Annotated in this window: 16 protein-coding genes and 1 pseudogene; 12 read left to right on the top strand and 5 right to left on the bottom strand. The window is 44.2% G+C overall.

Translation table 11 applies throughout. The features are described 5' to 3' along the window. Positions 1-274 precede the first annotated feature (274 nt). The 8 genes from HK413_RS09125 to HK413_RS09090 all read left to right on the top strand — a co-directional run bounded on the left by HK413_RS09125 (position 275) and on the right by HK413_RS09090 (position 4,799). Complete coding sequence (locus HK413_RS09125; RefSeq protein ID WP_175269969.1) at positions 275-553, top strand: acetylxylan esterase; 279 nt, start codon at positions 275-277, stop codon at positions 551-553. Continuing rightward, positions 531-1,307 carry an acetylxylan esterase gene (locus HK413_RS19800; RefSeq protein ID WP_217452194.1) on the top strand — a complete coding sequence of 259 codons (777 nt, stop codon included), beginning with the start codon at positions 531-533 and terminating at the stop codon, positions 1,305-1,307. Before HK413_RS09125 ends, HK413_RS19800 begins: the two co-directional genes overlap by 23 nt. 26 nt (positions 1,308-1,333) lie before the next feature. Then, positions 1,334-1,933: an acetylxylan esterase gene (locus tag HK413_RS19795; protein ID WP_175269967.1), complete on the top strand. Its 600-nt coding sequence runs from the start codon at positions 1,334-1,336 to the stop codon at positions 1,931-1,933. Positions 1,934-1,942: 9 nt separating this feature from the next. Next, positions 1,943-2,311 (top strand): hypothetical protein, encoded by a 369-nt coding sequence (locus HK413_RS09110; RefSeq protein WP_175269966.1) that lies wholly within the window; start codon positions 1,943-1,945, stop codon positions 2,309-2,311. 197 nt (positions 2,312-2,508) lie between these two features. Further along, positions 2,509-2,676 carry a hypothetical protein gene (locus HK413_RS09105; protein WP_175269965.1) on the top strand — a complete coding sequence of 56 codons (168 nt, stop codon included), beginning with the start codon at positions 2,509-2,511 and terminating at the stop codon, positions 2,674-2,676. 199 nt (positions 2,677-2,875) lie between these two features. After that, positions 2,876-3,535: a tetratricopeptide repeat protein gene (locus HK413_RS09100; RefSeq protein ID WP_175269964.1), complete on the top strand. Its 660-nt coding sequence runs from the start codon at positions 2,876-2,878 to the stop codon at positions 3,533-3,535. Further along, a complete protein-coding gene (locus HK413_RS22180) occupies positions 3,478-3,675 on the top strand; it encodes a tetratricopeptide repeat protein (protein ID WP_175269963.1) in 198 nt (65 codons plus the stop codon). The genes HK413_RS09100 and HK413_RS22180 overlap by 58 nt, the downstream gene beginning before the upstream one ends. Next, the gene (locus HK413_RS09090; protein ID WP_175269962.1) at positions 3,654-4,799 is read left to right on the top strand and encodes a tetratricopeptide repeat protein; all 1,146 of its coding nucleotides are present in this window, start codon (positions 3,654-3,656) and stop codon (positions 4,797-4,799) included. The genes HK413_RS22180 and HK413_RS09090 overlap by 22 nt, the downstream gene beginning before the upstream one ends. A gap of 166 nt (positions 4,800-4,965) precedes the next feature. Here HK413_RS09090 and HK413_RS09085 read toward each other — a convergent pair whose 3' ends face one another. From HK413_RS09085 to HK413_RS09075, 3 genes are read right to left on the bottom strand one after another with little or no spacing between them, the layout of a single operon-like run. Then, positions 4,966-5,439 carry an SRPBCC family protein gene (locus tag HK413_RS09085; RefSeq protein WP_175269961.1) on the bottom strand — a complete coding sequence of 158 codons (474 nt, stop codon included), beginning with the start codon at positions 5,437-5,439 and terminating at the stop codon, positions 4,966-4,968. A gap of 39 nt (positions 5,440-5,478) precedes the next feature. Beyond that, on the bottom strand, positions 5,479-6,318 hold the full coding sequence (locus tag HK413_RS09080; protein ID WP_175269960.1) for a sulfurtransferase: 840 nt from the start codon (positions 6,316-6,318) through the stop codon (positions 5,479-5,481). A 41-nt stretch (positions 6,319-6,359) separates the two neighbouring features. Next, positions 6,360-6,821 carry a VOC family protein gene (locus HK413_RS09075; protein ID WP_175269959.1) on the bottom strand — a complete coding sequence of 154 codons (462 nt, stop codon included), beginning with the start codon at positions 6,819-6,821 and terminating at the stop codon, positions 6,360-6,362. Between the two features lie 202 nt (positions 6,822-7,023). Between HK413_RS09075 and bshA the strand changes: the two genes are divergently transcribed. Together bshA and HK413_RS17590 are read left to right on the top strand one after the other, a co-directional pair. Further along, a complete protein-coding gene (gene bshA / locus HK413_RS09070; RefSeq protein ID WP_246230116.1) occupies positions 7,024-7,779 on the top strand; it encodes an N-acetyl-alpha-D-glucosaminyl L-malate synthase BshA in 756 nt (251 codons plus the stop codon). A 17-nt stretch (positions 7,780-7,796) separates the two neighbouring features. Beyond that, positions 7,797-8,183: a glycosyltransferase gene (locus tag HK413_RS17590; protein WP_246230114.1), complete on the top strand. Its 387-nt coding sequence runs from the start codon at positions 7,797-7,799 to the stop codon at positions 8,181-8,183. Between the two features lie 99 nt (positions 8,184-8,282). On the opposite strand, the gene HK413_RS09065 is transcribed toward HK413_RS17590, so the two are convergent. Then, the gene (locus HK413_RS09065; RefSeq protein ID WP_175269958.1) at positions 8,283-8,453 is read right to left on the bottom strand and encodes a winged helix-turn-helix domain-containing protein; all 171 of its coding nucleotides are present in this window, start codon (positions 8,451-8,453) and stop codon (positions 8,283-8,285) included. A gap of 53 nt (positions 8,454-8,506) precedes the next feature. After that, positions 8,507-8,977 (bottom strand): Lrp/AsnC family transcriptional regulator, encoded by a 471-nt coding sequence (locus HK413_RS09060; protein WP_175269957.1) that lies wholly within the window; start codon positions 8,975-8,977, stop codon positions 8,507-8,509. A gap of 224 nt (positions 8,978-9,201) precedes the next feature. On the opposite strand from HK413_RS09060, the pseudogene HK413_RS17585 reads away from it, so the two are divergent. Beyond that, positions 9,202-10,138 (top strand): annotated as a pseudogene (locus tag HK413_RS17585) (fumarylacetoacetate hydrolase family protein). 59 nt (positions 10,139-10,197) lie between these two features. Continuing rightward, positions 10,198-10,836 (top strand): flavin reductase family protein, encoded by a 639-nt coding sequence (locus tag HK413_RS09050; protein ID WP_175269956.1) that lies wholly within the window; start codon positions 10,198-10,200, stop codon positions 10,834-10,836. Positions 10,837-10,839 lie beyond the last annotated feature (3 nt).

Raw genomic sequence — 10,839 nt, 5'->3', positions numbered from 1 at the left:
GCGGTGTGCACATGAAGGATATCCTTAACTACGCCATCCCTTACAGTGTCATAGGCCGCATGGCCAACAAGTTGCTGGTAGCTAAACAGATTAAACAGATCTTTGATTATCGCACTAAAGCTATTAATGAATTGTTTGGGGTGTACAGGAAGTAATGTAAAACTTTGGATTACTTACAATACGTAGTTAAAGATTCTTTGCTTCTCTTGATCCTAAGCCCGCGGTGTGCACATGAAGGATATCCTTAACTACGCCTATCATTACATCAATCAACATGTATCTTAAAACACAGCCGGGCTTAACACTTGATAAAATACTGGATAACCTGGATTATTTTGACGTAAAGAATTTTGCACCAAATATTAAATGTAGATTTTTAATGAGTATTGGTTTATTAGATACTTACGTACCCCCCACCAATGATTATACAGTATTTAACACCATGACCACGAATAAGAAAATAATGGTATTCAGAGATTATGGGCATGATGTTAGTCCGCTATATATAGAACTTGAAAATGCCCGGATGCATGATCAGTTTGGGTTATACTAATGATGAAATTGCTACCCGCATATTAATGACAGCGACAGTAAACAATTTAAAGAGAATGAGATGGCTAAAGCTATGTTGGCTGGTTATTGCCTTTGCCGGTGTACAAATTATGTACACAACGGCAGCTAAGGCCCGTGCGCACGAGGAAGGCGCGGGAGATGAGGGCGAAGTAGAAACCATATTAACTCCTGCTAACAAAAATGCCGAATTTGATAAAAATGCCAAATACACTTTTGAGGTAAAAAATGGCACCAATACCCCACAGGAAGGAAAGGTATCATACACAGTAGCTAACGGCATGGGTAAGATATTTCACCGGGATTCTATAAAAGTTAAGATACCTAAAAACAGCACTGAGAAATATAACTTTGAAATACCTGGCGACGGCGCCGGCTTTTATAAAGTTAACTTTATGATAAACGTTACCGAGTATGACGATACAACCCGCAGGGTTTTTGGCGTACACCCCGAAAAGATAGAGGCAAAGCGCGGTAAACCTGCAGACTTTGATGCATTTTGGGACAATGTAAAGTTGGAGCTGGCTAAAGTAAAACCTAAATTTAAAGTTACCGCCATGCCTAAGCTCGACAAAGATAACAGGCATGTATACCTTTTTGAAATGCAATCGCTGGGCGACATGACCATACGGGGGTGGCTTACTGTGCCCATCAGTAAAAGTCCGAATAAAAAATTTGCGGTATTGCTGGGCCTGCCGGGCTACCAGGGTAAGCCTGGAGCCAATGATGGGTACTGATGATGACCCGGCTATTATCACTTTAAATGTACGTGGCCAGGGGCAACAGCCGCGGCAAGGTAAATACCCGCCGCGATGAGTTTATATTTTATCGCGTAGAGAATAAAAATAAATATGTAATGCGCGGCGTTATTGCCGATTGTTTACGCGCTATTGATTTTATTTATTCAAGGGACGAGCTTAAGCACGACCAGATACTGGTATCGGGTGGTAGTATGGGTGGCTTTTTGTCGCTGGCCACGGCAAGTTTGGATAAACGGGTTAGATTATGTTCGGCACAGAACCCGATATTTTGCGACATCAGGGGTTTGGTAGGCGCAGTTACCCGGCCAATAAGCGATATCACTAAATATGTCAGAACGCAACCCGGCCTTTCATTTGATAAAGTATTGGATAATCTTGACTATTTTGACGCTAAAAATTTTGCCCCGGATATTAAATGCTCAACCATTATGGGTATTGGTTTGCTTGACCCATTTGCACCACCGGCCAATGAGTATGCGGCATTTAATAACCTAAAAGGCGAAAAACGCATGATGGTATTTAAAGACTTAGGCCATGAGATAAGCACAGCCTACAAAAATTTAGAGGGCCGCTGGATGCGCGACACCTTTGCATTATTTTAATGATAGGATATGAAATTTACAACTATACGTTTAAAGTACATTTTTATAGCAGCGGTTATTATTGCTACCCTGCAAGGTAAAAGTTATGCAGGCGGTTTCCCTGTACGGCCCCGCAGTTTATTGCTGTCTACATCTGTAAATTACTTTTTTGCCAATAAGGGCTGGGACTCATTACGCAGGCTTAGTCCGTTTGCATCAGGTGGCCAGTTCAAGTCGGTCAGCTACTCGTTATATGCCGAATATGGTATAAGCAAGCGTTTTACCGCAGTTGCTTCATTACCTTATGTAATGAATGTTTATAAAGATAGTACAGGCTACAATAACCAAACCAATGGCTTTACCGACCTGGGAGCTGGGTATCCGGTATTACTTATTTAATATTGATTATATCTATTATTTGACTATACAAGGCACTTTTATAACGCCTATGTATCAAAATAACATCAACCTGGGGCTATGGGCAACAAGGTGCAGAACTTAAGGCATCGTTTGCGGGCAGCGGGAAAGTTTGGGGCAAAAATTATTACTTTAATGTAGAGAACGGTATCCGGCAATATTTTGGTAGCAGCGGCCCATTGCAGGACAGGTACACCGTAACCGCGGGCTTAACATTAGATAAGCGCTTTAAGCACCAGCTCTCGGTATCGTTAGGCGGTTTTTATTCAACCAGCAGTTTAAGCGCCGGATATGATCCCAACCATGCTGCTGCTAATAAAAACTTTTCTTTTAACCAGTATCGTTAAGCTATGGCTATTCGTTTAACCGGCGTGTTGCTATGTTTCTTAGCGCAGGTACATTTATTAACGGGCGCAATACGGGCAAGGGCTCAAGCGCTTCGGCATCCATCATTGTCAGGCCATTTTAATATAGATATCAGGTTATATCATGCGTAAATTAATTATCCTGCTTTTATTACTACCTGTTTATTGTATGGCGCAAGACGTGGAAACATACATACAACAAGGCAATACCAAGGCCGGCGCTAAAAATTTTAAGGGTGCCGTTGCCGATTTTACCCGGGCCATCGGCCTGTCACCCGGTGCTGCCAGGATCTATTTTTACCGGGCAAATGCTTATGCCGAGCTTAAAGATTATGCTGCGGCTATAAAAGATTATACCAAATCTATCGACCTTGACCCATCGGCCAAAAATATGTTTGCTTATTATTATCGCGGCAACGCAAATAATGGCAATGGTACCTATGCCGAAGCAGTGGCCGATTACACTAAAGCGCTTACATTCGAACCCAAAAACGCCGACCTGTATCATTACCGGGCCAACGCGAAATCAAACCTAGGGGATTATGCCGGGGCCATTGAAGATTTTACCCGCGCTATTGCTATAACCCCCAGAGACCCGGCTTTATTTGAGTACCGGGGTGTGGCCAAGGCTAATTTAAAAAACAACAAAGGCGCCATTGCCGACTATGACATTGCCGCCAAACTGGACCCCTCAAATGCCGACCTGATATTCTACCGGGCAAACTCAAAAGGTAACCTGGGCGATTATAAAGGCGCTATTGACGACTATACACGGTTGTTGCAATGGACCCTAAAAACAACGACGCGCTCTTTTATCGCGGCAACGCTTACAGTAACTTAAAGGATTACACCGCCGCAATTGCTGATTACAAGCAAACAATTGCCCTTGATCGTAAAAAGCCATATGTGTATAGGTACCGGCTAATGCGCTATCTAATAACCATGACGATAAGGCGGCTTTGGAATACTTTTCGACGTTAATAAAACAGGACCCCGGCAATTATGAGCTGTATCAATATGATGGTGTAGTAAAAAATAATTTAGGCGACAGAGAAGGCGCTATAGCTGATTTTGATAAAGCCATAGAATTAAAACCAGATAACTCAGAGCTTTTCCAGAACCGCGCCGATGCTAAATTTAACATAAGCCGTTTGGCTGAAGCAATGGATGACGTTAACGAATCTATTGACCTTGACGAGAGCAATAGCTATGCATATACTACCCGCGCCACCATCAAATTAAAGATGAGTGACACCCTTGCGGCACTGGCCGACCTGAACAAATCGTTACAGCTAAATCCTAATAACGATTATCCGTATGCGGTACGTGGCGATGTAAAAACCATGCAGAAGAACTTCAAAGAGGCCCCGGCCGATTATAATAAAGCCGTTGAGATAAACGCGGGAAGTACTGAAAACTATTTAAGACGCGGTAATGCCCGCCTTAAAATGGGCGACCGTGCAGGTGCGCTGGAGGATTTTAAAAAGGTTGCCAAAAGCGGGTCGAAAGATGATTATTTATATGGGCGCCTGGCGCAGTCTATGGCAAAGGCCAAGTTTTATACAGAATCATTGGTATTCTTTGATGCCTTGGTTAACAGCAACCCAACGAAGGCTAATTTTTATGTACAACGGGGTGTCGCGAAAGAAAACCTGGGCAGAGTACTGGACGCTATGGTTGATTACAACAAGGCCCCGGAGCTTGATACAGCATCGGTAGAAGCCTACCAAAACCGGGGTAGCGGCAAATTAAAATTAGGCGACTTTGAGGGCGCGTTAAAAGACATTAATACAGCCATTAAGAAGCGCGAAAGCGATGACGAGGCATACTTTATACGCGCGGCAATAAAAATAGCCCTTAAGGACTATGAAGGCGCTGTAGACGATTATAACAGCGCTATATTTATTAACCTTGACAATATTAAAGTATTTGCTAACCGGGCCTATGCTAAAAGTTTTATACCTGATGCCGAACGCATGGTGGATGACTTTAACTATGCCTTATTACTTGACCCTACAAATGAAGATATATATAACCTGTGGGGCGATGCGGAGCTTAATTTAAAAAACTTTGAAGCGGCGCTAAAAACTATACGCTGGCCATAAACTTAAATCCCAAATCGGCAACCGCGTATTTTAAGCGCGGAACAATAAAAATTATCATGAATAATGATAAAGGCGCCTGTGCCGATTTTACCATCGCCGCGGGCTTAGGATCAAGAGAAGCAAAAGAATCTTTAACTACGTATTGTAAGTAATCCAAAGTTTTACATTACTTCCTGTACACCCCAAACAATTCATTAATAGCTTTAGTGCGATAATCAAAGATCTGTTTAATCTGTTTAGCTACCAGCAACTTGTTGGCCATGCGGCCTATGACACTGTAAGGGATGGCGTAGTTAAGGATATCCTTCATGTGCACACCGCCTTTAATTTCGGTAAAGTGATGCTCGTGGTGCCACAAGGCGTAGGGCCCAAAGCGTTGTTCGTCAACAAAATATTGCTGGTCTTTAACATGGGTTATCTCGGTCATCCAATTCATTTTAACACCAAACAGCGGGGTTATTTTGTAGGTGATGATCATGCCTTCATATATCTTCGAGTTAGCATCGTAAGGCGAGGTAACCACGAACCCCATTTTAGGTGGTGTTAGTTTAGCAAGATTTAAAGGCGAGGTAAAAAAGTCCCGTGTTTCGGCTAAGGGGATGGGCAGGTTATGCTCAAATTCCAGTCTATATGTTTTCACGTGTCAACATGCTCAAAAACCCAGCCAGTAATATTATATTTATATCTCTTCAGTGCCGATCGGTAAATCACGCCTCGACCATTCACTCCACGACCCTACATATAGCTTTGGCCCTTCTATACCCGCATATGCCATCCCCAATAAAGTATGGCAAGCTGTAACGCCCGATCCGCAGTGAACAATAACGTCGCTGGGTTTGGTATTACCGATAGCATTGGTATAAAGTGCAGCCAATTCGCGCGGCGACCTATACTTCCCTTCAGCATCTAAATTCTCTGCATAAAATAAATTTACAGCGCCGGGGATATGTCCCGCTACAAGATCTATCGGCTCAGTACGACCTAAATAGCGGGCATTTTCGCGTACATCTATAACCACCTTATCATCGCTTAATGCAGCTTTACCTGCCTCGTCGATGTTTACGGTGCCTTTATATTCGGCCGGTGTGGGATATGGTTGTGAAGCCGCCGTGGGTTGCACCGCGTCGGTACTTAAAGATATGGCCGCGTTAATGGCCGCCTGCAAGCCGCCGTTTAAAACCTGTACATTGGTATGGCCAATAGCCTTTAGCATCCACCATAAGCGTGCGCCGCCCATTGCCGCGCTTTTATCATCATATACCACAACAAAAGTTTGCGGAGTAATGCCCCAGCGGGTTAACGTGGCAGCAAAATCAGCGGGAGATGGTAACGGGTGCCTGCCGCCATAAGCCGGGTCGTCCGGGTGCGCGGCCAGATCATCATCCAAACTGGCGAAAATAGCATTTGGCAAATGGCCGTTTAAATAGCGCTGGTAGGCATCTGGCCCACCCCGCGCATCAATAATTACGGTTTGCGGATCAAATAAACGGGGATCGTTAATTTCAATGATAGGAGACATAGCGGTAGCTTATTATTGTCAAATATAAAAAATAAAAAAGGTCATTTTTTATACGTGGAGTGCTTCGAATAACAGACAGGATTATAGCACCCGTTAAACTCCAGCCTTTCCCCATCCGGCCCGGTGATATTGAAATACTTACAGCCGTTATCCCAAAAATGCAGGAACACGGGCCCGGGTTCGATTATGTTAAATCCGCCGGCCTTCACTGTTGCGTAGGCTTCGTCTATATCGGCTACATCAAAAGCTATATGGTCTACATGGCCGTCTTTTCGGGCAGCAATTTCAGGCAGTACCCTATCGGGCATCTGGTATAGTTCCATAATCATGTTATCGCGTTTCATCATTACACAGGTACCCTGTTCTCCATTATGCGTAAAGGGCCTTTCCATCGCGTTAGCAAAACCAAGCTTGCTGTAAAATGCTGCTGATGCTTTGAGATCAGTTACCGGTATCCCTATATGCTGTATAGCCTTGATATTTAAATTTATTGCGCTTTCCATAAGTAAATAGACACGAAGCTTGTCCGGCTTTCTATAATTGACCCGAATTTCACGAATTATTATTGGATATAAATTTTAATTCGTGAAATTCGGTCTAATTCGAAAAAATTAGTGTGAAATTAATATTACAAATGAAAAACACTAAATCCATTATTTGCTGTTAAACTTGCAATATATTATCACAACAATATATCCAGACTAAATGAAAATCGGAATAGTTTGTTACCCAACTTTCGGCGGTAGCGGGGTTGTAGCCACAGAGCTTGGCAAAGCACTTGCTGATAACGGCCACCAGTACACTTTATCACCTATAACCAACCTGCCCGATTGGATTTCTTCTCGGAAAACCTTTTTTTACCATGAGGTATCGGTATCCAAATATCCGCTATTTGATTACCCGCCCTATGAGTTGGCTTTGGCCAGCCGTATGGTTGATGTGGTGCGATTTGAAAAACTGGATATCCTGCATGTACATTATGCTATACCGCACGCTTCGGCCGCTTTTATGGCTAAACAGATATTGCAGACCTATGGAATTTATATCCCGGTAGTAACTACGCTGCACGGTACAGATATTACACTGGTTGGTAAAGACCGCACCTATAAACCGGTAGTAACTTTTTCTATCAATATGTCCGACGGTGTTACGGCCGTATCAGAAAATTTAAGGAAGGACACTTTCGAGTTTTTTGAGATTGAGAACGATATCAGGGTTATCCCTAACTTTATAGATCTGCACCGTTTTAATCTGCAGGCCAAAGATCATTTTAAAAGAGCTATTGCGCCCGAGGGCGAAAAAATCCTGATCCATACCTCCAACTTCCGCAAGGTTAAACGTACCGAGGATGTGGTAAGGATCTTCGCTAAGATCCTTGAAAAGATCCCATCAAAACTATTAATGGTTGGCGATGGCGGCGAGCGCAGCGATTGCGAGCAATTATGCCGCGACCGGGCGTAGGTGACGATGTGCGCTTTTTGGGTAAGCAAGATGCTATTGAAGAGATCTTATCGGTTTCTGATCTGTTCCTGATGCCATCACAGTCGGAAAGCTTTGGCTTGGCGGCATTAGAGGCTATGGCGTGCAAGGTGCCTGTAATAAGCTCGAATGCAGGCGGACTACCCGAACTGAATATTGACGGTGTAACCGGATTTTTAAAAGACATTGGCGACGTACAAGGCATGGCCGACAGCGCTATTTATATTTTGGAAGACGAAGCACGCCTGGCAACATTTAAAGAAAACGCCCCGGCCCGCGCTAAAGAGTTCGACCTGGCCAAGATCTTACCGATATATGAAAACTATTATGTAGAGGTTATCGCCAAAACAAGGGAGAAAGCGGCTGGTTGCGCGAAGAATAAGTGATCAACGCGATGGCTGTCATGCTGAGGCACTCGAAGCATGCGGGCAAAGGCCTTACGCTCACCCTTCGAGTACCTCAGGGTGACACCGACCCGCTTTCTTTCAATAAACCAGCTTATACCCAATTCCTCGCACATTAATAATCTGCACCGATTGATCGACTGACAGATGCTCGCGTAATTTTGTAATAAAAACATCCAGGCTTCGGGCGTTAAAAAAACTGTCATTGCCCCAAAGGGTTTGCAGTATAAACGGGCTTTTATAAAATATCATTTCTGTTAACAAACCTTAACATTGTTTAGTAAAGGGTAAGGAAGCAACCGCTATTAAACCGTTATCGGGTATGCCATATCGGCTTTGGCTTCGCGCATTACAAAGGTGCTTTGCAGCGCGCCCATAGGTACGGTCTCAAACAAATGGTTCATCAGAAACTGGTGATAGGCATCCGTGTCCTTAACCGCTACCCGTAAAATAAAATCATACTGTCCCGACATATGATAGCACTCCATCACTTCGGGCACCTTCACAATCTCATTCTCGAAGTAGTTTAGTGTCTCCTTGCTATGGTCTCGCAGTTGCACGTGCGTAAACGCAATGAGGCCGCGGTCTATCTTTTTATTATCCAGCACAGCTACATATTTTTTGATAATTCCCTGCTCTTGCATCCTGCGGATGCGGTCGTTAATTGCGCTGGCGCTTTTGTGCAGTTTTTCGCCAATTTCTTTATTGGTCATGCGGGCATTGTCCTGTAATATTTGCAGGATCTGCTTATCAACAGTATCTAATTTATTTAACATAAGTAAAGTATTCGGAAAATGGATAAATAGCAAGCATTAAACAGGATAATTGCCTGTCAATTCATAAATAACAGGACAATTTACGGATTATCTAGCATTATGCTGTTAATCAACCAGTAAATTCTGAAATTTATATAGAATATAGCTTAAGGTATCTGTACCAGCCACAAACCAATTCAAATTGGGATTGTTGCCTCAGATACAACCTTTTAAGAGAAGACCTGATGAAATTAGTTACCTATAAAACCGCCACCCGCGAGGGACTGGGCCTCATTGTTAATGACCAGCTTTTCGACCTGAATAGCTGCGGGGTGATCCTGCCCGCATGCATGACCGAGTTTTTAAACGGCGGCGAGGTATTGATGGAGAAAGCCAAACGCATTGAGGAGCAGATAAAAGCCCAACAGATCAACGCGCGGGTAATTGAGCAGTACGAGCTGCAGGCTCCTGTGCCTAACCCAACATCCTGCCGGGATGGGTATGCTTTCAGGCAGCATGTGGAGTCGGCCCGCCGTAACCGGGGTGCGGATATGATCAAAGAGTTTGACCAGTACCCCATATTTTACTTCACTAACCACAATGCTATTTATGGCCCGGGTGATATCCGCTGCATGCCCGATCATTTCAATAAACTTGACTTTGAGCTGGAAGCAGCCATCGTAATTGGCAAACCCGGCCGCAACATCAAAGCAGCAGATGCAGACAGCTATATAGCCGGCTACATGATCATGAACGACCTGAGCGCACGCACCCTGCAAATGGAGGAGATGCTGCTTAACCTGGGCCCGGCCAAAGGCAAGGACTTCGCCACTGTGATAGGCCCCTGGCTGGTTACACCCGATGAACTGGAACAATATAAAACCGAGCCAAAGCCCGGTCATACAGGTGCTGCCTATAATTTGGAAATGACCTGCAAGGTAAACGGTATCCGTGTATCAAAAGGTAATATGGCCGATATGGACTGGACCTTCGCCGAGATCATTGAACGGGTCATATGGTGTAGACCTATATGCGGGGGATGTGATAGGATCAGGCACTGTTGGCACCGGATGCTTTTTGGAGTTAAATGGAACAGGGATATTAAACGATTACAACTATAAAACCCAATGGCTGCAACCCGGTGATGAGGTAACAATGGAGATAACCGGCCTGGCAGGTTAACCAATACCCCGGTAGCCGAGGCGACTGATTGGTCGATACTAAAACAAAAGAAATAATCGATGAAAAGCTTTGAAACAAAGGACATGAGCACCGGGCAGGTACATAACTACCTGCAACACGCCATTGCGCCAAGGCCCATCGCATTGGTATCAACTATTGATAAGGCCGGCAACGTGAACTTAAGCCCGTTTAGCTTTTTTAATTTGTTTAGCGCCAACCCGCCGGTATGCGTGTTTTCGCCGTCGCGCAGGGTTAGGGACAATACCACGAAACACACCTTAGAAAATATTCAGGAAGTTGCTGAATGCGTCATCAATATCGTTGACCATAACATCGTTTACAAAGTGAACCAGGCCAGCGCTGAGTATCCAAAGGGTGTGAATGAATTCTATGAATCAGGCTTAACCGAACTGGCATCAATACATATTAAACCGCCTCGCGTTGCCGAATCGCCGGTACAGCTGGAGTGTATCATTAAACAGGTCATTCCGTTAGGCGACGGCCCCGGTGCCGGTAATTTGATATTGGCCGAAGTGAAAACCATTCATTTCAGGGATGATCTGCTGGATGATAGCGGCCAACCTATACAAAAAAACTTCGACCTGGTTGCCCGCCTCGGCGGTGACTGGTATACCCGTGTAACGCCCGAGAGTTTGTTTGCGTTACCCAAACCTATTAATGAACCATTAACCCAATAGATC

The sequence above is a fragment of the Mucilaginibacter humi genome (genome assembly GCF_013087555.1).
The sequence above is the reverse complement of the archived record's forward strand: the minus strand, read 5'-3'. Positions and strand labels throughout refer to the sequence as shown.

Excerpts from the sequence above, each read along its gene's own strand:
- HK413_RS09125 (WP_175269969.1), top strand. The coding sequence starts at position 275 with ATGTATCTTAAAACACAGCCGGGCTTAACACTTGATAAAATACTGGAT.
- HK413_RS19800 (WP_217452194.1), top strand. The coding sequence starts at position 531 with ATGATCAGTTTGGGTTATACTAATGATGAAATTGCTACCCGCATATTA.
- HK413_RS19795 (WP_175269967.1), top strand. The coding sequence starts at position 1,334 with ATGTACGTGGCCAGGGGCAACAGCCGCGGCAAGGTAAATACCCGCCGC.
- HK413_RS09110 (WP_175269966.1), top strand. The coding sequence starts at position 1,943 with ATGAAATTTACAACTATACGTTTAAAGTACATTTTTATAGCAGCGGTT.
- HK413_RS22180 (WP_175269963.1), top strand. The coding sequence starts at position 3,478 with ATGGACCCTAAAAACAACGACGCGCTCTTTTATCGCGGCAACGCTTAC.
- HK413_RS09080 (WP_175269960.1), bottom strand. The coding sequence starts at position 6,318 with ATGTCTCCTATCATTGAAATTAACGATCCCCGTTTATTTGATCCGCAA.
- HK413_RS09075 (WP_175269959.1), bottom strand. The coding sequence starts at position 6,821 with ATGGAAAGCGCAATAAATTTAAATATCAAGGCTATACAGCATATAGGG.
- bshA (WP_246230116.1), top strand. The coding sequence starts at position 7,024 with ATGAAAATCGGAATAGTTTGTTACCCAACTTTCGGCGGTAGCGGGGTT.
- HK413_RS09065 (WP_175269958.1), bottom strand. The coding sequence starts at position 8,453 with ATGATATTTTATAAAAGCCCGTTTATACTGCAAACCCTTTGGGGCAAT.
- HK413_RS09060 (WP_175269957.1), bottom strand. The coding sequence starts at position 8,977 with ATGTTAAATAAATTAGATACTGTTGATAAGCAGATCCTGCAAATATTA.
- HK413_RS09050 (WP_175269956.1), top strand. The coding sequence starts at position 10,198 with ATGAAAAGCTTTGAAACAAAGGACATGAGCACCGGGCAGGTACATAAC.